Origin of the sequence: Kitasatospora sp. CB02891 (assembly GCF_002803145.1) — a bacterium.
Lineage (GTDB): Bacteria > Actinomycetota > Actinomycetes > Streptomycetales > Streptomycetaceae > Kitasatospora > Kitasatospora griseola.
In genome coordinates this window covers 60,558-80,675 of sequence record NZ_NNBO01000010.1, presented here as the reverse complement: position 1 = coordinate 80,675, position 20,118 = coordinate 60,558, and the positions used below count along the sequence as shown (strand labels likewise).

General features: G+C 72.1%; 15 protein-coding genes. 9 read left to right on the top strand and 6 right to left on the bottom strand.

Annotated features, from left to right (window positions below; all coding sequences use genetic code 11):
* Nucleotides 1-47: 47 nt before the first annotated feature.
* The 3 genes from CG736_RS22230 to CG736_RS22220 all read right to left on the bottom strand — a co-directional run bounded on the left by CG736_RS22230 (nt 48) and on the right by CG736_RS22220 (nt 3,390).
* Nucleotides 48-1,430: a hypothetical protein gene (locus CG736_RS22230; protein WP_100587962.1), complete on the bottom strand. Its 1,383-nt coding sequence runs from the start codon at nt 1,428-1,430 to the stop codon at nt 48-50.
* A gap of 153 nt (nt 1,431-1,583) precedes the next feature.
* Nucleotides 1,584-2,963, bottom strand: coding sequence for a hypothetical protein (locus CG736_RS22225; RefSeq protein ID WP_100587961.1), 1,380 nt, complete (start codon nt 2,961-2,963; stop codon nt 1,584-1,586).
* 136 nt (nt 2,964-3,099) lie between these two features.
* A complete protein-coding gene (locus tag CG736_RS22220; RefSeq protein WP_100587960.1) occupies nt 3,100-3,390 on the bottom strand; it encodes a hypothetical protein in 291 nt (96 codons plus the stop codon).
* A 318-nt stretch (nt 3,391-3,708) separates the two neighbouring features.
* Between CG736_RS22220 and pnuC the strand changes: the two genes are divergently transcribed.
* Both pnuC and CG736_RS22210 read left to right on the top strand, forming a co-directional pair.
* On the top strand, nt 3,709-4,281 hold the full coding sequence (pnuC, locus tag CG736_RS22215) for a nicotinamide riboside transporter PnuC (RefSeq protein WP_232734111.1): 573 nt from the start codon (nt 3,709-3,711) through the stop codon (nt 4,279-4,281).
* Nucleotides 4,278-5,342, top strand: coding sequence for an AAA family ATPase (locus CG736_RS22210; protein WP_100587958.1), 1,065 nt, complete (start codon nt 4,278-4,280; stop codon nt 5,340-5,342). The genes pnuC and CG736_RS22210 overlap by 4 nt, the downstream gene beginning before the upstream one ends.
* A gap of 47 nt (nt 5,343-5,389) precedes the next feature.
* Here CG736_RS22210 and CG736_RS22205 read toward each other — a convergent pair whose 3' ends face one another.
* Nucleotides 5,390-7,222, bottom strand: a complete 1,833-nt coding sequence (locus tag CG736_RS22205; protein ID WP_100587957.1) for an ABC transporter ATP-binding protein — start codon at nt 7,220-7,222, stop codon at nt 5,390-5,392.
* Nucleotides 7,219-9,063 (bottom strand): ABC transporter ATP-binding protein, encoded by a 1,845-nt coding sequence (locus CG736_RS22200; protein ID WP_100587956.1) that lies wholly within the window; start codon nt 9,061-9,063, stop codon nt 7,219-7,221. The genes CG736_RS22205 and CG736_RS22200 overlap by 4 nt, the downstream gene beginning before the upstream one ends.
* A 318-nt stretch (nt 9,064-9,381) precedes the next feature.
* Between CG736_RS22200 and CG736_RS22195 the strand changes: the two genes are divergently transcribed.
* From CG736_RS22195 to CG736_RS22185, 3 genes are read left to right on the top strand one after another with little or no spacing between them, the layout of a single operon-like run.
* Complete coding sequence (locus CG736_RS22195; RefSeq protein WP_100587955.1) at nt 9,382-10,791, top strand: family 2B encapsulin nanocompartment shell protein; 1,410 nt, start codon at nt 9,382-9,384, stop codon at nt 10,789-10,791.
* Nucleotides 10,792-10,818: 27 nt separating this feature from the next.
* Nucleotides 10,819-12,003, top strand: a complete 1,185-nt coding sequence (locus CG736_RS22190) for a family 2 encapsulin nanocompartment cargo protein terpene cyclase (protein WP_100587954.1) — start codon at nt 10,819-10,821, stop codon at nt 12,001-12,003.
* A 35-nt stretch (nt 12,004-12,038) separates the two neighbouring features.
* Nucleotides 12,039-12,899: a geranyl diphosphate 2-C-methyltransferase gene (locus tag CG736_RS22185; RefSeq protein ID WP_100587953.1), complete on the top strand. Its 861-nt coding sequence runs from the start codon at nt 12,039-12,041 to the stop codon at nt 12,897-12,899.
* A gap of 91 nt (nt 12,900-12,990) precedes the next feature.
* Here the strand turns inward: CG736_RS22185 and glgX are convergent, their stop codons facing one another.
* Nucleotides 12,991-15,189 (bottom strand): glycogen debranching protein GlgX, encoded by a 2,199-nt coding sequence (glgX, locus tag CG736_RS22180; protein ID WP_100587952.1) that lies wholly within the window; start codon nt 15,187-15,189, stop codon nt 12,991-12,993.
* A 214-nt stretch (nt 15,190-15,403) separates the two neighbouring features.
* Here glgX and CG736_RS22175 point away from each other — a divergent pair, with 214 nt between their 5' ends.
* The 4 genes from CG736_RS22175 to CG736_RS22160 all read left to right on the top strand — a co-directional run bounded on the left by CG736_RS22175 (nt 15,404) and on the right by CG736_RS22160 (nt 20,027).
* Nucleotides 15,404-16,591: an Ig-like domain-containing protein gene (locus CG736_RS22175; protein ID WP_100587951.1), complete on the top strand. Its 1,188-nt coding sequence runs from the start codon at nt 15,404-15,406 to the stop codon at nt 16,589-16,591.
* 164 nt (nt 16,592-16,755) lie between these two features.
* Entirely contained in the window at nt 16,756-18,009 is a 1,254-nt protein-coding gene (locus CG736_RS22170) for an Ig-like domain-containing protein (RefSeq protein WP_232734110.1), read from the top strand.
* Nucleotides 18,010-18,175: 166 nt separating this feature from the next.
* Nucleotides 18,176-19,372: an Ig-like domain-containing protein gene (locus tag CG736_RS22165; protein ID WP_100587950.1), complete on the top strand. Its 1,197-nt coding sequence runs from the start codon at nt 18,176-18,178 to the stop codon at nt 19,370-19,372.
* Between the two features lie 103 nt (nt 19,373-19,475).
* Nucleotides 19,476-20,027, top strand: a complete 552-nt coding sequence (locus CG736_RS22160) for an ATP-binding protein (RefSeq protein ID WP_232734109.1) — start codon at nt 19,476-19,478, stop codon at nt 20,025-20,027.
* Nucleotides 20,028-20,118: the final 91 nt, after the last annotated feature.

Here is a 20,118-nt window from a genome sequence, read left to right as displayed (position 1 = left end):
GCCCGGGACGCCTCGGGCCCCGGTGGCGTGCCGGGGCCCGAGGGGCGTCAGTTGACGACGAAGGTGTAGTAACCGCCGGCCAGTCGGATGCCGTCCTTGGTGGTCGCCCAGACCTCCATGTCGGTCCAGCCGCTCGCGGTGGGGGTGTGGACGAAGTCGGCCTCGCCGTTCGGGCCGGCCGGGACGGTCTGCTCGGTGCCCCACCCGAAGGAGTAGGTCCAACTGGCGATCAGCGAGCCGTCCACCTTCGGGGCGAGGTGGAAGGTGCCGGCCACGCCGACGCCGCCGGCGGGTTCGTACTCCGGGTAGTCGGTGGAGGTGATGGTCGGGGTGGTGTCGAGGACGGCGCTCCAGCGCGCATTCGAACTCTTCCAGCCGTTGGCGCTGGTGGAGGTGACCTCCAACCGCTCGCCGTCCGGGTCCTTCAGCAGCAGGGTGGTCTCGGCGGTGCCGTCGGGTCCGGCCGGGACGACCGTGTCCTGGTACGTCCTGAGGTTGTGAACCGTGTAGGAGACCACCGGGCTGATCGCCTGGGTTCCCGCGTCCGGGGTGAGCCTGAGCGTGACGGGCCGGCCGAACTGCGGCGTGGTCAGCGAGGTGACGGTCGGCGAGGTCGACAGCACGAAGATCATGCGGTTGGTGATCGGCGACGGATGCCCGGCCCGGTCCAGGCTGCGGACCGTCAGCTGGAGCGGGCCGCTGCTCCATCCGGCCGGAGGCGTCAGGTGCAGGGTGGCCGGGGCGCCGAGGCTGTCCGCGCGGACGGCGGACTCCGGGTCGTCGTACACGCCGTGGTAGGTCGGAATGCCGTGCGGGCCGATGTCCGCGGTCGGCGCCGGGAAGTCGCCGCGCCAGCTGAACTGGTACCCGGCGACATCGGTCACGCCGTTCGGATCGATGCGGACCTCGATCGGCGCGCCGCCCGGGTACCACTGCTCGTCGGGGTAGCCGGGAGTGGTGACGATCGGAGCGGCCGACGGCGGGGTGCTGTCGACGGTGAGGTAGCAGGACGCCGTCCAGTCGGAGCCCGTGCCGTTCGCCGGGTCGACCGTGCGCATCTGCCAGGCGTACGTGGTGTCGTCGGCCAGCGAGGAGAGCCGGGTGGCCGCTTCGTCGCCGGGTATCGCGTACGGCCGGTCCACGGTGCTGACCTGCGTCGGGTCGGCGACCGGCCAGTACCGGAACTGCGCGGTCACGCGGGTGACCGACGGGTCGGTGTGATGCGTGATGCCCTCCACCTCGACGCCGTTGCCGACGAACAGCGGGGCGTTCGGGTCGGTCGAGCAGGCCCGGAGAGCGTTGTAGAGATCGGTCGGAACGGTCGGAGTTCCGGCGGCGGCCCCCGCGGAACCGGGGGCGAGCAGCGCCAGCGAGACGGCGGCGGCAGCGGTCAGGGCGACACGGGCGCGCCTGCCCGGAGTGTGTGACATCGGGATTCCCCTCCTGTGATGACCTGCGGAAATGCTCCGTCCGCGCAGGTGGTGGGAATCGTACGGTGTGCGATCGATCTGCGGAACGCATTATTCCGCCGCCGTGGATGCCGGGCCGGGCCCCGGCCTGGTGCGCCGGGGCCCGGTGGGGCGTCAGTTGACGCCGAACCAGTAGGAGGTGTCGGCGAGTTGGACGCCGTCCTTGGTGGTGGCGTGCACCTGCAGGTAGTACCAGCCGCTGTGCGGCGGCGTCCAGGCGACGTCGAGTTCGCCCTTCTTGCCGGCGGGGACGGCGACGGGCCGGTCGCTCCAGCTGAAGGAGTACGTGTAGCCGGCGATCTGCGAGGGCTCGGTCTTCGGGGCGAAGTGGAAGGCGCCCGGGACCGCGTCGCCGGAGGCGCCGATCGGGTACTGCGCGGAGGTCACCGTGGTGCTGGTGTCCGTGTCGTCGCGCCACCAACCGCGCTGGCTGGTCCAGCCGTTGGCACTGGTGGAGGCGACCACCAGGGTCTCGCCCGGCTGCAGGGCGAGGGTGGTGGTGGCGACGCCGCTCGGCTCGGCCGGGACAACGGTCGGCTCCGAGCTGCCGAACCGCCAGATGCTGTAGCCGGTCACCGGGCCTGCGGCCTGCACGCCCGGGTCGGGGGTGAACTTGAAGGTGATCGGCTTGCCGACGGGGGCGTGCGACAGCGCGGTGATCTTCGGGGCGTCCGGCTTGACCCGGACCCGGAAGCGGTAGGTCTCCGACGGGTTCAGCGCGCGGTCGACGCTGCGGACGTAGAGCTCCCGGATCCAGCCGATGCCGTCGCTCGGCGGAATCAGGTCGACCGAGGCGCCGCCGCCGAGGCCGTCCGCGCGGACCGTCGAGGCGGGGTCGGCGAACGGGTCGTGGTAGACCGGAATGCCGTTCTCGCCGATGTCGGCGCCGTTGACCGAGAAGGTGCCGGTCCAGGAGAACTGGTAGCCGAGGACGTCGGGGACGCCGTTCGCACCGAAGTCGAAGTGGATCGGTGCACCGCCCTGACTGGCCTGGTCCTCCGGGTAGTTGGGGGAGACCACGGTCGGCGGTCGGTCCGGGAAGGTGTCGTCGGCGGTGACGTAGCAGGACGCCGTCCAGTCGGAGGCCGCGCCGTTCGTCGCGTCGACGGTGCGGGCCTGCCAGGCGTACGTCAGTCCGTCGGTGAGCTCGGGGAGCCGGCCCTCCTCCTCGCGCCCCTGGTGGGCCCAGGGACGCTCGACGGTGCCGACCTGCGACGGGTCGGAGACCGGCCAGTAGCGGAACTGCTCGGTCAGGTGGTCGGCCGTCGGGTCGGTGTGGTGCACGATGCCCTCGACCGTGACACCGCCGCGGCCGGCCAGCACCAGCGGCGCGTTCGGGTCGGTGGCGCAGGGCTGGTACTCGTTGTACAGGTCGGTCGGCACGGTCGGCGTGCCCGTGGCGGCGCCGGCCGCGCCGGGGACGAGCAGCGCCAGGGTGAGGCCGGCGCCGGTGGCCAGGGCGATGCGGGCGCGGCGTCCCGGTGAAACCTTCATGGTGATCCCCCTCGATCAGGGCCCGCGTGCCGTACCGGCAGGGCGGGCGCGGGGGAATCGTACGGCATGCGATCGATCGCCCCGGAGGGGTTTCCCGCAGTCGGGCCCCGGCAGTGCACCGGGGCCCGACGGTGCGTCAGTTGACGGTGAAGTCGTAGTAGCCGTCGGTCAGTTGGAAGCCGTCCTCGGTGGTGGCCCAGGCGTTGATGTCGTACCAGCCGCTCTCGGTCGGGGTGTAGCTGACGTCGGCCTCGCCGTGCGCGCCGGCCGGGACGGTGACGGTGTGGGCGCCCCAGTCGAACGAGTACGTCCAGCCGGCGATCTCCGAGCCGCTGATCTTCGGGGACAGGCGGAAGGTGCCGGGCGTGCCGACCGTTCCGGCGCCGTCCGCGGGGAAGTCGGTGGCGCGCCCGGGTCGGCGGCGCACGGCTGGAAGGCGTTGTACGGGTCGGTCGCGGTGTTCGGCGTGCCGGTGGCGGCCCCGGCGGCGCCGGGGACGAGCAGCGCCGGCGAGAAGGCGGCGGCGGTGGCGGTCAGGGCGGCACGGAGGCGTCTGCCCGGCCGGCGTGCCATGCGGGTTCCCCCTCGGCGGCGCCAGCGGAGCCGGTCCGGCCGCGGGCGGTGGCGGCGTACGGTGCGCGACCGTCGGGTGGGCCGTTCTTCCCAAGGTATGGGAAACGCGCTTGTGGGGGCGGGGTCGATCCGATTATCGTCACTTCGACGTAAAGCCTGGAGGAGGGCACACATGACGGAGTGGCTGGGGTTCGTCACCGGCGCGATCTGCGTATGGCTGACGGTACGGACCAACGTGTGGACCTTCCCGGTCGGCATCGCCAACAACGGCTTCTTCCTGGTGGTGTTCGCCACCGCCGGCCTCTACGCGGACGCCGGACTCCAGGTGGTCTTCCTGGCGCTCGCCGCCCACGGCTGGTGGCAGTGGCTGCGCCGCGGCGCCGACGGCGAACGACTGGTGGTGCGACGCGGCGGCCCGGCCGCGATCGGCGTCGCACTCGCGGCCGTGGTGCCCGCCACCGCACTGCTCACCTGGCTGCTGACGGCCGTTCACGACACCGCGCCGTTCTGGGACGCGCTCACCACCGCGCTCTCGCTCGCCGCGCAGTGGCTGCTGAACGCCAAGCGGATCGAGACCTGGTACCTGTGGATCGCCGCCGACCTGATCTACATACCGCTGTACGCCGCGAAGGGGCTGTACCCCACTGCCGCCGTGTACGTCCTCTTCCTCGGCCTGTGCCTCTACGGCCTGCGCGCCTGGCAGCGTGAACTCGGCCTCCCTGCTCCGAAGTCGGTGGCCGCATGAGCCTGTTCCGGCACGCCCTGGTGATCGGCAAGTTCTACCCGCCGCACGCCGGCCACCACTTCCTGATCCGCAGCGCGGCCGACGCCGCCGAACACGTCACCGTGGTGGTGATGGCCGCCGACAGCGAGACGATGTCGCTCGACGGCCGGGTCGACTGGATCCGCGAGGTGTGGCAGGCCGAGGCGCACGTCCGGGTGGTCGGCACCGTCGACAACATCCCCGTCGACTACGACGACCCGGAGATCTGGGACGGCCACGTCGCCCTGATGCGAGCGGCGCTGCGGCCCGGTGAAAGCATCGACGCGGTGTTCTCCTCCGAGGACTACGGGCACGAACTCGCCCGCCGCTTCGACGCCGCGCCCGTGGTGCTCGACGTCGACCGCGCGACCTTCCCGGTCTCCGGCACCGAGGTCCGCGCCGACCCCGCCGCGCACTGGGCCGACCTCGAACCCGCCGTCCGGGCCGGACTCACCCGCCGGGTGGTCGTCCTCGGCGCCGAATCCACCGGGACCACCACGCTCTCCCGCGACCTCGCCCACGCGATGCGACTGCGCGGTGGCGCGCACGCCCTCACCGGCTGGGTGGCCGAGTACGGGCGGGAACTCACCGCCGCGAAACTCGCTTCCGCCCGGGGCCGGGCGGCGCTGGCCGGGACGGCTGCGCCCACGGTGGACCAACTCGACTGGGACGCGCGGGACTTCGCGCTGGTCCGAAGGCGTCAGGCGGAGGCGGAGGAACGGGCGGCGAGGGCCGGTGGGCCGGTGCTGATCTGCGACACCGACCTGCTGGCGACGGCCGTCTGGGAGGAACGCTACTGCGGGGCCACCGCACCGGAGACCTGGACGGCGGTGGCCGGGCAGGCGGCGCGTGAACTGTACGTCCTCACCTCGCACGAGGGGGTCGCGTTCGAGGACGACGGGCTGCGGGACGGGGAGCACCTGCGGGAGTGGATGACGGGGCGCTTCCGCGAGGTGCTGTCCGCGAGCGGGCAGCGGTGGATCGAGGTCCGGGGCGGACGGGAGGAGCGGGTCGCCGCCGTGATGGGGGCACTTCGTTTCTAGACGGCTGAGGGGTGCAAAACCAGGGGTGGTGCACCCCTCAGCGCTCCCTACACCAGGCTGTCCTTCCAGGTCTGGTGGAGCGTCGCGAAGCGACCCTCGCCGGCGACGAGGGCGGCCGGGGCGCCGTCCTCGACCACGCGGCCCTGGTCCATGACGAGGACGCGGTCGGCGATCTCGACGGTGGAGAGGCGGTGGGCGATGATCACGGCGGTGCGGCCGGCCAGGACGGTCTGCATGGCGTGCTGGACGGCCTGTTCGCCGGGGACGTCGAGGGAGGAGGTGGCCTCGTCGAGGATCAGGACGGCGGGGTCGGCGAGCAGGGCGCGGGCGAAGGCGACCAGTTGGCGTTGGCCGGCCGAGATGCGGCCGCCGCGCTTGCGGACGTCGGTGTCGTAGCCGTCGGGGAGGGCGGCGATGAACTCGTGCGCGCCGATCGCGCGGGCCGCGGCCTCGATCTCGGGGCGGGTGGCGTCCGGCTTGCCGACGGCGATGTTCTCGGCGACCGTGCCGGAGAACAGGAAGGACTCCTGGGTGACCATCACCACGTCGGCCCGCAGGTCGGCGGTGGTGAGGGCGCGGAGGTCGACGCCGTCCAGGGTGACGGTGCCCGCGGTGGGGTCGTAGAAGCGGGCGAGCAGCTTGGCCAGGGTGGACTTGCCCGCGCCGGTCGCGCCGACCACCGCGGTGGTCTGTCCGGCGGGGAGGACGAGGTCGAACTCGGGCAGGACCTCCTTGCCGTTGGCGTACGCGAACCGGGTGCCGCGGAAGGCGACTTCGCGGCCCTTGCCGGTGGCGGCGGGCAGCGGGGCGGGCTCGGCGGGCTCGGGGACGGAGGGTTCGTGGGCCAGCAGGCCGGCCATCTTCTCCAGGGCGGCGGCGGCCGACTGGTAGCTGTTCAGGAACATCGCCAACTGGTCGATCGGGTCGTAGAGCCGGCGCAGGTACAGCACGAAGGCGGTGAGCACGCCGAGTTCGAGGCTGCCGTCGCTGACCAGCAGGGCGCCGAGGACGACCACGCCGGTGATCCAGGTGTTGGCGGTCATCCGGGAGAGGAAGACGTACCGGGCCATCTCCAGCAGGCCGTCCGCGGTGGCGGTGGCGGACTGCTGGTTGACGGTGTCGAAGGCCCGGTTGTTGGCGGACTCGCGGCGGAACGCCTGGACCGGGCGGATGCCGTTCATGGTCTCGGTGAAGCGGACGATCAGCGCGGCCACCGCGGTGCGGGAGCGGCGGTAGACCTGCTGGGAGCGGCGCCGGAACGAGCGGATGATCAGGTACATCGGCAGGAAGGACACCAGGGCGGCGAGGCCCAGGCGCCAGTCCATCAGGCAGAGCACCACCGTGATGTAGCCGACCGACAGACAGACCATCAGGAGTTCCTGCAGGCCCTCGGCGAGGAGTTCGCGCAGGGTGTCCACGTCGCTGGTGGCGCGGGAGATGATCCGGCCGGAGGTGTAGCGCTCGTGGAAGTCCAGGCTGAGCCGCTGGGCGTGCCGGAAGATCCGGCCGCGCAGGTCCAGCAGGATGTCCTGGTTGATCCGGGCCGCGTACCGGATGAAGGAACGTTGCAGCAGGGTGGCGACGAGTGCGCAGCCCAGGTACGCGGCGGTGACGGCGATCAGCGGGCCGGCGTCGTGGTCGCGCAGTGCGGGGATGCCGCGGTCGATGGCGAGGGCGACCAGCAGCGGTCCGGCCTGCAGGGTGGCCTGCTGGACCAGGACGGTGAGCACGGCGACGGCGATCCGGCGGCGGTGCGGGGCGAGCAGCGAGCCGAGCAGGGCGCGGGGGGCGCCGGGCGGGACGGGGATGTCCTGGTCGTCGGCGGCCGCGGGGAGCAGGTCGTCCTCTTCGAGGGCGGGTTCCGCGACGGCGGTGGTCATCGGGCCAGTGCCCCTTCCAGTTCGGATTCGCCGGACATCAGGGCCCGGTAGGCGGGACAGGACTGCAGGAGCTCGTGGTGGGTGCCGACGGCGGTGATCCGTCCGTCGGCGAGCAGCGCGACCCGGTCGGCCAGCAGCACGGTGGACGGGCGGTGCGCGACGACCAGGGCGGTGGTGTCCGAGAGGACCTGCCGCAGGGCGCGTTCCACCAGCGCCTCGGTGTGCACGTCGAGCGCGGACAGCGGGTCGTCGAGGACCAGGAAGCGGGGCTCGCCGACCACGGCGCGGGCCAGCGCGAGGCGCTGGCGCTGGCCGCCGGACAGGCTCAGGCCCTGCTCGCCGACCTCGGTGTCCAGGCCCTCGGGGAGCCGGTCGACGAAGCCGGCCTGCGCGGTGTCGAGGGCGCGGGCGAGGCGCTGCTCGTCGGCGGTCGGGGCGCCCATCAGGACGTTCTCGCGGACGGTGGCGGAGAACAGGGTGGGTTCCTCGAAGGCGACGGCGACCTCGCGGCGCAGTTCCTCGCGCGACAGGTCGCGGATGTCGGCGCCGTCCAGCGTGATCGAGCCGGCGGTGGGCTCGTACAGGCGGGGGAGCAGCGCGGTGAGGGTGGTCTTGCCGCTGCCGGTGGCGCCGACCAGGGCGAGCGTCTCGCCGGGGCGGATGTGCAGGTCGATGCCGGCGAGCAGGTCGGGGGTGCCCGCCGGGGCGTCGGGGTAGCGGAAGCGGACACCGGTGAAGCGGATGCCGCGGTCGTCCGCGGGGGCGTCGCCGGAGGGCACGTCGGCGGGCTCCGGCTCGTCCATCACCTCGAAGTAGCGGTTGGCGGCGCTGGCGGCCTCGGCGGCGAAGCCGAGCAGCCAGCCGATCGACTCGACCGGCCAGCGCAGGGCGAGTGCGGTGGAGAGGAAGGCGACCAGGGTGCCGGCCGAGAGCTCGTCGTGGGCGACCAGCACGGCGCCGGTGGCGAGGGCGGCGCCGAGGGCGAGTTCGGGCAGGCCGACGATGGCCGCCCAGAGGTTGCCGAGCAGATCGGCCTTGCGCAGTTCGGTGTCGCGCAGGGCGGCGCTGTGCCGGCGGAACTCCTCGGCCATGGTGCGGTGCCGGCCGAAGGCCTTGAGGATGCGGATGCCGAGCACCGACTCCTCGACCACCGTGGCCAGGTCGCCGTTCTGGTCCTGGGCGAGCCGGGAGGCGGCCGAGTACCCGGCCTCGAAGCGCCGGGTGTAGATCATCAGCGGGACCGCCGGGACCAGCGTGATCAGGGCGAGCCGCCAGTCCAGCGTGAACATCAGCACGGTGCCGGTCAGGAAGACGGTCGAGTTGACCACCAGGAAGACCAGCGGGAAGGCGAGGAACAGCCGCATCACGAACAGGTCCGAGGTGGCCCGGGAGAGCAGCTGCCCGGACGGCCAGCGGTCGTGGAAGGAGATCGGCAGCCGCTGGAGCTTGGCGAACAGGTCGCCGCGCAGCCTGGTCTCCACCTTGGCCAGCGGGCGGGCCACGATGATCCGGCGGACGCCGAACAGGCAGGCCTCGGCGAGGCCGAGCACCAGCAGGGCGGCGGCGAGCGGCCACAGCCCGGCCAGGTCGTGATGGGCGATCGGTCCGTCCACGATCCCGCGCAGCACGATCGGGACGGCCAGCACGCTGAGCGAGGCGAGCCCGGCGGCGGCCATCGAGCCGAAGATCCGCCAGCGGGCCTCGCGGGCGTACGGCCACAGGCGCAGCAGGGATCGCACCGGCGATCGGGGTACCGATTCGGGTGAACTTCCGGTGTCGCCGGTTGACGGAGTATTCGATTCCGCGGGGGTGGGCGGAGCAGGGTTCTGGTTCTCGGCCATCGCCGTGAGGGTAGGCGCAGGCACTGACATTTCTCATCTGCTTTTTTGCCCCTGTCGGTGAGATCCGGCCAGGCCGGGCGGGGCGTCACCCCAGGTGGTGGCGCTCCCGGTTGCGCCGTTCGGGTCGCTCCGGGCGTCGCGCGCCGCGGGCGGGAGCCCCTCGACGCGGGGGCGTACACCGGCTGTGGGCCGGCGTGAGGGGCGCACTCTGTCCGAGCGACTCGCTCTGAGCGCCCCCTTGCAGGCCCCCTGCCCCCGCAGTGTCTGATCTGGCCGAAGTGATCGCGGTGGATCACCTGAGCAGCCAGGAGAACCAGCATGTCGGTCGAGACCGAGCCCGTCCCCGAGGCCGAGGCCCCGGCGCAGCAGAGCCTGAGCACCGCGGCGGCGCGCAACCTCGCCACCACGACCAAGTCCAAGCCGCAGATGCAGGAGATCAGCTCGCGCTGGCTGCTGCGCAAGCTGCCCTGGGTCCAGGTCTCGGCCGGCACCTACCGGGTCAACCGGCGGCTCAGCCATGCGGTCGGCCGCGGCCGGGTGTCCTTCGTGCAGACCGGCCGGGAGGTCAAGGTGGCGGGGCCCACCCTGAGCGAAGTCCCGGTGCTGCGCGGCTACCAGGACTTCGCGGTGCTGAACGAGCTCGCCGGGCGCTTCGTCCAGCGCGGCTTCAGCGCGGGCGAGGTGCTGGTCCAGGAGGGCGCCCCGATCGCCGAGGTCTTCCTGATCGCGCACGGCAAGGTCGAGCGGATCGGCACCGGCAAGTACGGCGACGACACCGTGCTCGCCGTGCACGCCGACGGCGACCACCTCGGCGACGAGGCGCTCGACGTCGCCGACGGGCGCTGGCCGTACACCGTGAAGGCCGCCACCGCGGGCACCGCGATGTCGCTGCCCTGGTCCGCCTTCCAGGAGGTCGTGGACCGCTCCCCGTCCCTGCAGGCGCAGATCGCCCGGTTCCAGGCCGGGCAGGCCGCCGCGCAGAACCCGCACGGCGAGGCGCGGATCGACATGTCGGCCGGCCACGAGGGCGAGTACGAGCTCCCCACCGCCTTCGTCGACTACGAACTCGGCCCCCGCGAGTACGAGTTGAGCGTCGCCCAGACGGTGCTGCGGGTGCACAGCCGGGTCGCCGACCTCTACAACCAGCCGATGGACCAGACCCAGGAGCAGCTCCAGCTGACCATCGAGGCGCTGCGCGAGCGCCAGGAGCACGAGATCGTCAACAACCCCGAGTTCGGGCTGCTCGCCAACTGCGCCTTCGACCAGCGGATCCAGACCCACGCCGGCGCGCCCACCCCCGACGACCTGGACGAGCTGCTCGCGATGCGCCGCGACACCGACTACCTGTTCGCGCACCCGAAGGCGATCGCCGCGTTCGGCCGGGAGGCCAACCGGCGCGGCGTCTACTTCTCCACCGCCGAGGTGCACGGCCACCGGGTGCCCGCCTGGCGGGGCGTCCCGCTGCTGCCCTGCGGCAAGATCCCGGTCCGCGGCGGCAGCACCTCGATCCTCGCGATGCGCACCGGCGAGCACAACCAGGGCGTGGTCGGCCTCACCCAGGTCGGCATCCCCGACGAGGTCGAGCCCGGCCTGAACGTCCGCTTCATGGGCATCGACGAGAAGGCCGTCGCCAACTACCTGGTCTCCGCGTACTACTCCGCCGCGATCCTGGTCCCCGACGCGCTGGGCGTGCTGGAGAACGTCGAGGTCGACCACCCCCGGTCCTGACCGCCCCCACGCCGAAAGACGACCGACATGCCCTCACTGCTCACCCGGACGCTCGCCCCGCAGGGCACCCACGAGCTGGCGGCGCTGATCTCCGCCATCCTCACCCACCCCGGGCGCCCCGCCCCCGGCCGGCTCACCTGGCACGCCCCCGGCCCCACCGGGCTCGGCACCAGCGGCCTGCTGACGCACCGCCCGACCGTCCCGAACCAGGCCACCGGCGACATCGTCCGGGACGCCCCCGCCGCCCGGCCGATCACCAACGGCAAGGCCCCCGCGCTGTACTGCCCGCCCGCGATGCGCGACGACCCGGCGCTCGGCGACCTGGTCAACGAGCGGCTGATCGAGTGGGCCGAGCGGATCGGCATCTACCCCGGCCGCACCGACATGCTGCGCAAGGCCAACTTCGGCCGGCTGATGATGCTCGCGCACCCCGAGACCGACGACCCCGACCGGCTGCTCGCCGCCGCCAAGTGCGGCCTGTCCGAGTGGTCGGTGGACGACCACATCGTGGACGCCGAGGTGGAGGAGCCGCACCACGAGGTGATCGGCCAGCGGCTGGCGATCTGCCACTCCGTCATCGACCAGGCCCAGCTGCCGCTGCGCTACGCCCCCCAGCTGGAGGCGCACGTCCAGGGCGACCCGGTCGCCATGGCGCTCCGCTCCGCGCTGGGCGACCTGGCCGCGTACGCCAGCTGGAACCAGGTCCGGCGGCTGCGGCACGAGCTGGCGATCATGTTCGTCGCGTACGGCCAGGAAGGCATGTGGCACACCACCGGGCACCGCCCGCCGGTGTGGGAGTACCTGATGCACCGCCACGAGAACTCCTTCATCCCGTGCATGGTGCTGGTCGACGCGATCGCCGGCTACGAGGTCCCGCAGGCCGAGTTCGCCGACCCCGCGGTGCGCCGCACGTTCAACCTGGCCGGCACCGCCACCGTGCTGATGAACGACCTGTACTCGATGGGCAAGGAAGACCCCAGCGACTTCAGCCTGCCGATGCTGATCGCCACCGAGGAGGGCTGCTCGCTGGAGGAGGCCGTCCAGCAGAGCGTGGCCGTGCACGACGAACTGATGCACACCTTCGAGGCCGAGGCCTCCGCCCTCGCCCTGACCGGCTCGCCCGAGCTGCGCCGCTTCCTGGCCGGCACCTGGGCCTGGGTCGGCGGCAACCGCGAGTGGCATGCGGGCAGCGCCCGCTACCAGACCGACTGACCCACGTTCACCGCCAGTTGAGGAGCATTGCGTCCATGACCACCACCGTCCCGAGCGCCACCAACGTGCTGCGGACCGCGTTCCAGAAGTCGGTCGCCAACTACTGGAACCTGGAGAAGGACCCGGTCAACATCAAGCTCGGTGAGGTCGACGGCCTCTACCACCACCACTACGGCCTCGGCCCGGTCGACCCCTCGGTGTTCGAGGGCCCGGACGAGACCCGCGACGAACGCATGATCAAGGAGATGCACCGGCTGGAGACCGCCCAGGCGGACGTGCTGCTCGACCACCTCGGCGACATCGCGCCCACCGACGCGCTGCTGGACGCCGGCTCCGGCCGCGGCGGCACCAGCATCATGGCCAACCACCGGTTCGGCTGCGAGGTCGACGGCGTCTCCATCTCCGAGCAGCAGGTGGCGTTCGCCAACGGGCAGGCGCACGAGCGCGGCATCGCCGACCGGGTCCGCTTCCACTTCCGCAACATGCTGGACACCGGCTTCCAGACCGCCTCCCGCCGGGCGATCTGGACCAACGAGACCACCATGTACGTGGACCTGTTCGAGGCGTTCGGCGAGTTCTCCCGCCTGCTCGCCCCCGGCGGCCGCTACGTCTGCATCACCGGCTGCTCCAACGACGTGATGGGCCTGCGCTCGAAGGCCGTCAGCCGGATCGACGAGCACTACATCTGCAACATCCACCCGCGCAGCCAGTACTTCAAGGCGCTGGCCGCGAACAACCTGGTGCCGATCAGCGTGGTCGACCTGACCGCCGACACCATCCCGTACTGGGAGCTGCGCGCCCGGTCCTCGGTGGCCACCGGCATCGAGGACCCGTTCCTGACGGCGTACAAGGAAGGCAGCTTCCACTACCTGATGATCGTCGCCGACCGGGTCTGACGGCCGATCGGCAGGGAGGCCCGGGCCGCGCGCCCGGGCCTCCCCGCGTGTCGGCCCAGCCGTCCCGCCGGGTCGCCACCCCGCCACCCCGTCATGCCGTCAGCAGCATCGCCGAGCGGCCGGTCAGCGTCGCCCCGGTGACGGGGGCGGGTTCCGGCGGACCGGCCAGGGCGGTGTCGACCAGCGGGCGGTGCGGGCCGGGCAGGGTGAAGTGCCGCGGCTCGGGGCCGGCGTTCAGCAGCAGCAGGAAGTCGGCGTCGTGCACCGGGCGGCCGTGCTGGTCCCGCTCGGACATGGCGCTGCCGGACAGCCGCAGCGCCAGCGCGTGGGTCGGGGCGAACCAGTCCGCCTCGGTCATCTCCCGCCCGTCCGGGGTGAGCCAGCTCAAGTCCCGCGGGCCGTCCGGCCCGGCGGGGCGGCCGGAGAAGAACGCCCGCTGCCGCAGCACCGGGTGAGCCCGACGCAGGTGGACCAGCCGGGCCGTCAGCTCGGTCAGCGAGCGCCACTGCGGGTCGTCCAGCAGCGACCAGTCCAGCCAGCCGGTCTCGTTGTCCTGGCAGTAGGCGTTGTTGTTGCCGCGCTGGGTGCGGCCCAGTTCGTCGCCCGCCGTCAGCATCGGCACGCCGCTGGACAGCAGCAGCGTGGTCAGCAGGTTGCGCAGCTGGCGCACCCGCAGCTCGCGGATCGCCGGGTCGTCGGTGTCGCCCTCCGCGCCGTGGTTCCAGGACCGGTTGTCGTCGGTCCCGTCCCGGTTGTCCTCGCCGTTGGCCAGGTTGTGCTTGCGGTCGTAGGAGACCAGGTCGCGCAGCGTGAAGCCGTCGTGCGAGGTGACGTAGTTGACGGAGGCGTAGGGGCGCCGGCCGCCGCGCTGGTACAGGTCCGAGGAGCCGGCGACCCGGGTGGCCAGCTCGCGCACGTCCGGCCGGGCGCCGCGCCAGAAGTCGCGCACGGTGTCCCGGTAGCGGTCGTTCCACTCGCCCCACAGCGGCGGGAAGCCGCCGACCTGGTAGCCGCCCGGGCCGACGTCCCACGGCTCGGCGATCAGCTTGACCCGGCTGAGCACCGGGTCCTGCGACACCGCGGCCAGGAACGGGTGCTCCATCTCCACCGCGTCGCTGCCGCGGGCCAGCGCCGCCGCCAGGTCGAAGCGGAAGCCGTCCACGCCCATCTCCGCCACCCAGTAGCGCAGCGAGTCGGTGATCAGCCGGATCACCTGCGGACGGCGGGTGTCCAGGGTGTTGCCGCAGCCGGTGTAGTCGGCGTAGCCGCGGCGCGAGCGGTCCAGCCGGTAGTAGCCGGCGTTGTCGAGGCCGCGGAAGGACAGCGCCGGGCCCATCGCCCCCGCCTCGGCGGTGTGGTTGAACACCACGTCGAGGATCACCTCGATGCCCGCCGCGTGCAGCGCCCGCACCATCCGCTTGAACTCGCCGACCTGCTGGCCCCGGCTGCCGGAGGACGAGTAGCCGGCGTGCGGGGCGAAGAAGCCCAGCGTGTTGTAGCCCCAGTAGTTGACCAGGCCGCGCTCCTGCAGGTGGTCCTCGCTGACGTGGTGGTGGACCGGCAGCAGCTCCACCGCCGTCACCCCCAGCCCCGTCAGGTGCGCGATCGCCGCCGGGTGCGCCAGGCCCGCGTAGGTGCCGCGCAGCTCCGGCGGGACGTCGGGGTGGCGCATGGTGAAGCCGCGCACGTGCAGCTCGTACAGCACCGTCTCGGCCCACGGCGTCTTCGGGCGCTGGTCGTCGTACCAGTCGTCGGCGTCGTCCACCACCACCGCCCGGGGCACGTACGGCGCCGAGTCCCGGTCGTCCCGGACGGTGTCCGCGACGTCCCGCTCCGGCCAGCCGCGGACCGCCGAGCTCACCGCGTCGTGCGTGGTGCAGCCGCCGTCGACGGCCCGGGCGTACGGGTCGAGCAGCAGCTTGGCGGGGTTGTACCGGGCGCCCGTCCACGGGTCCCACCGGCCGTGCACCCGGTAGCCGTAGCGGGTGCCGGGCAGCACGCCCGGCAGGTAGCCGTGCCAGGTCTGGTAGGTCTGCTCGGTCAGCCGGTGCCGGCTCTCCCGGCCGCTCTCGTCGAACAGGCACAGGTCGACGGCCTCCGCGCCCGGCGCCCAGAGCGCGAAGTTGGTGCCCCGGCCGCCCTCGCCGTCGGTGCGGAACCGGGCGCCGAGCGGCTGCCAGCTGCCCGGCCAGGGCGGCGCCGGGGCGGGCCGGGGGGCCGAGCCGTTCAGCCGGGCGGCCGCGCGCGCCTCCCGGGGCGTGCCCGTACCCAGCTCCTGCCACGCCGTCATGGCGACCCTCCCAGCCATCCGGGGGCCCGTCCCCGTTCTTCCGGTTGTTCCCTGTGCGACGGTGCGCGTCACCCTCGCCCGGGGTTCGTGACGCACCGTGACCAATCCTGTGCCCCGCGGAGCCGGGTGGGGAAACCATCCGGTCGTGTCCGGGAGGCTCGATCGGTCGTTGAGCCCGGCATCGGGTGGTTTCGCGCGACGGCGGGAGGACGGCATGCACGCCGCGGCACGGCTCTGGGCACGCTGGGCGGCCGCGGCCGGACTGGTCCTGCTGACCGGCTGCTCCGGCCTGTTCACCTCGGCCGACGCCGGCCCGCCGGTCTCCCGCGCCAGGCTCGTGCTCAGCCCCGCCGACGGCGCGCAGGGCGTCCCGGTGGACGGCGCGGTCGAGGTGAGGGTCGCCAGGGGCCGCCTGCTGGACGTCCGGCTGACCGACGGCAAGGGCGTCCCGGTGCCCGGCGCCCTCGCCGCCGACGCCACCCGCTGGACGCCCGACGGCCGGCTCGACACCGCCACCGCCTACAGCCTCGACGTGACCGCCGAGGACGCCGACGGCCTGCGCGCCGTCCAGCACTCCGGGTTCGCCACGGTGCCGCCCGAGCACACCTTCGTCGCCTTCTTCACCCCCGAGGACGGCTCCACCGTCGGCGTCGGCATGCCGGTCTCGCTGCGCTTCTCCCGCCCGATCGAGAACCGCGCCGTCGTCGAGCAGGCCGTCTCGGTCACCGCCGACCCGCCGCAGGAGATCGCCGGCCACTGGTTCGGCGACCAGCGCCTCGACTTCCGCCCGGAGGGCTTCTGGCCGCCCGGCACCAGGGTCACGCTGGGGCTGCGGCTCAAGGACGTGGAGGGCGCGCGCGGCTACCTGGGCACCCAGCGCAAGGACGTCCACTTCACCGTCGGCCGGGCGCTGATCGCCGCCGTGGACCTGGACCGGCACCTCATGACGGTCCACCAGGACGGCCACCTGATCCGCACCCTGGAGGTCAGCGGCGGCAGCCCCGAGCACACCACCTACCTGGGCACCATGGTGGTCTCCGAGCGCTTCGAGGTGACCAGGATGAACTCGCAGACCGTCGGCCTCGGCGACGAGTACGACATCCAGGACGTCCCGCACGCGATGCGGCTGACCGCCTCCGGCACCTTCGTGCACGGCAACTACTGGTCCGACCGCGCCGTGTTCGGGGCCGCCAACACCAGCCACGGCTGCATCGGCCTGGCCGACCTCAAGGGCGGCAACGCCGACTCCCCGGCCGGCTGGCTCTGGCGGCACTCCCTGGTCGGGGACGTGGTGCAGGTGCACGGCTCGCACGGCGACCGGGTCTCGCCCGACAACGGCCTGAACGGCTGGAACCTGCCGTGGTCGCAGTGGACGGTGGGGCGGGCCGCGGCAGTTCACTGAACTGGCACCCGGCTCCCTCCGAAGATTCACTCAGCTTCGCCGGTTATCCTTGCCCCCGCGCATGCCCGACCTGATCGGGAGCGCGGTGAGCGCATCCGACCCGGCGGAACATTCCCGGGCGTCACACGTGTTATCGCTGTGCAGACCTGGAGGGGAGCAGCGCGGTGAAGGCGGATCAGAAGGCCGAGTCCGGAATAGTCGTGGTGGGGAACGGGCGGCGTGCGCGTCGGGCCGCGGCGGCCCTGCTGGTGGGCGGCGTCATGCTGCTCGGGACGGCTTGCAGCAGCAGCGGCGGCAGTGGCGGCGGTTCGACCGACGCCAAGGGCGGCGGCTCCTCGTCCGCCTCGGACGCCGCGCCGAAGGTGTCGACCGCTCAGCTGACGGTCACTCCGGCTGACGGCGCCGCCGACGTGGCGCCCAAGGACGGCCTGCAGGTGGCGGTGGCCAGCGGCAAGCTGACCGCGGTCACGGTGACCGACAAGAACGGCAAGGCGGTCACCGGCGAGATCGCCGCCGACGGCCTGAGCTGGAAGCCCGGCGAGCAGCTGGCGGTCGGCACCACGTACACGGTGAACGCGCAGGCGGTGGACTCGGCCGGCCTGGTGGCCGCCTCCACCACCACCTTCACCACGCTGACGCCGGCCAAGAAGATCGCCACCAATGACAACATCGCCGACAACGGCCAGTACGGCGTCGGCATGATCGTCTCGGTGAACTTCAGCAAGGCCGTCCAGAACAAGGCCGCGGTGCTGGCCGGCATCACGGTCGAGGGCGCGGACGGCACGGTGGCCAAGGGCCACTGGTTCGGCTCCTCCCGGCTGGACTTCCGGCCGGAGAACTACTGGAAGCCGGGCACCAAGGTGACCGTCAAGTACCGGCTGAAGAACGTCGAGGTCTCGCCCGGCGTGTACGGCGACGTCGACAAGGACGAGCCGTTCACCATCGGCCGCTACCAGGTCTCGACGGTCGACGCCGCGACCCACAAGATGACGGTCTCGCGCGGCGGCAGCGACACCCAGGTGATCCCGATCACCGCGGGCAACGACCAGAACCCGTCCTGGAACGGCACCATGGTCGTCGCCACCAAGGAAAAGATGACCCGGATGAACTCCGCCACGGTGTCCAACATCAAGGGCGACGAGTACGACGTTCCGGACGTGCCGCACGCGATGCGGCTGACCACCTCCGGCACCTACGTGCACGGCAACTACTGGAGCAGCGCGTTCGGTTCCACGAACGCCAGCCACGGCTGCATCGGCGTCTCCGACGCCAAGGGCGGCAGCGACAGCTCGGCGGCCGGCAAGTTCTTCAACTCGTCGATGGTCGGCGACGTGGTCAAGATCGTGAACTCCAAGGGCCAGACGGTCTCCGGGGACAACGGCCTGAGCGGCTGGACCATCCCGTGGAGCAAGTGGTAGCCCGCACGCTCAACCCGCAACGACGGCCCGGCGATTTCGATCGCCGGGCCGTCGGCCGTTCGTGACCGTACCGGGACACATGGCTCGCAACGTTTCCCGCACTCGACCCGTCATATCAACAGAAAGACCTGTCAGCCGACAGGCCGGTGTGTGGGGAGAGCGGAACGTGAAGGCTATACGCGGGGGTTACGCGGTTGTGGGTGCGCTCGCGGGCGCCCTGGTGCTGATGGCCACGGCCGGCTGCAGCACGGACACGGCCAAGGCCGACAGTCCCAAGGCGGCCCCCAGCTCGGCCAAGCCGACGGTGTCGGCCGCGACCATCGCCATCGAGCCCGCCAACGGCACCACCGACGTCAAGCCGTCCGGCGCGGTCAAGGTGTCCGCCGCCAACGGCAAGCTGACCTCGGTCAAGGTCACCGGCCCGGACGGGGTCGAGGTGAAGGGCGCCCTCGCCGCCGACGGCGCCTCGTGGGCGCCGTCCGACAACCTCAAGGTCTCCACCGCCTACACGGTGGACGCGCTCGCCGAGGACTCCCAGGGCGTGGTCGCCAACTCGCGTTCCACCTTCACCACCCTCACCCCGGAGAAGGACGCCGGCGTCAGCGACAACATCGCCGACAACGGCCAGTACGGCGTCGGCATGATCGTCTCGGTCCGGTTCGACCGGGCGGTGAAGAACAAGGACGCGGTGCTGGCCGGCATCTCCTTCGAGGCCGCCGACGGTACCGTGGTCAAGGGCCACTGGTTCAACGACAAGCGGCTGGACTTCCGCCCCGAGAAGTTCTGGAACCCCAACACCAAGGTCACCATCCACTACAAGCTCAAGAACGTGGAGACCGCCCCCGGCGTGTACGGCGGCGTCGACAAGGACGAGCCGTTCACCATCGGCCGCTCGCAGATCTCCACCGCCGACGTGAACACCCACCGGATGGCGGTGGTCCGCGACGGCCAGCAGACCGACTCCATCCCGTTCACCGCGGGCAAGGCCGGCTTCGACACCTGGAACGGCACCATGGTGGTCGAGGGCATGGAGGGCAAGACCCGGATGACCTCCGCCGGCGTCACCAAGTCGGGTTCCGGCGACGAATACGATCTGGTGGTTCCGCACGCCATCCGGTTGACCGACACCGGCACCTACGTGCACGGGAACTACTGGAGCGGCAGCGTGATCGGGCGCTCCAACGGCAGCCACGGCTGCATCGGCCTGACCGACACCGAGGCCGGCAGTTCGAGCAGCCCGGCGGGCAAGTTCTACGACTCCACGCTGGTCGGCGACGTGGTCACGGTCGTCAACTCCAAGGGTCCGGTGGTCGACGCGGTCAACGGACTGGGCGGTTGGAACCTCGGCTGGTCGCAGTGGTAGTCGTAGGGCGTCTGTTCGGTTGCTAACGGCATATGCCAAATGAGCCGTGATCGTTTGCTCATTGTCCGTACGCGGCCGCCCACGTTCCGCAATGATGGGCCCCATGGCGGGATGGGGCGAAGCGGAACGGGCACTTCCACCGGTCGACACCCGCGGTGACGGCTCGTCAGGAGTCGGCGCCGTGGTGGTGCTCGCCGAACTGGAACGGATGACCGCGAACGAGATGGAACGCGCCTTCCTCGGCGTACTCGGCGACCCCGAGGCCGGCGAGGAGGTGCGACTTCCCTCCCGCCCGGAGTCGGCCGGCGTCGCGCGGCGACTGGTGCTCTCTGTCCTGGCGTCCTGGAAGCTCCACCACCTGCTGGAGGTCGGGGAGTTGCTCACCGGCGAACTGGTCGCGAACGCCGTGCGGCACGCCGGCGGGCGCATGATCGGCCTCAAGCTGGTGCGACGCCCCGGCTGGCTGCGGATCGAGGTCCGCGACTCCTCGCGGGCGATGCCCTGCCTGATCCTCGCCCCCGAGATCGGCCGCTACCAGAACGGGCACGGCCTGCGCGTGGTCGACGAGCTCTCCGACCGCTGGGGGGCGGATCTGCTGCCACGCGGCAAGGGCGTCTGGTTCGAGGTGAAGACCCGCGACCGATCGGTCCCCTGAACCCTCTGAACCCTCTGAAAAAACGATGCGGGGCCCCTGTCCGCGGTTGTTCGCGGTCCGGGGCCCCTGCGCGTCATCCGGCAGCCAAGGG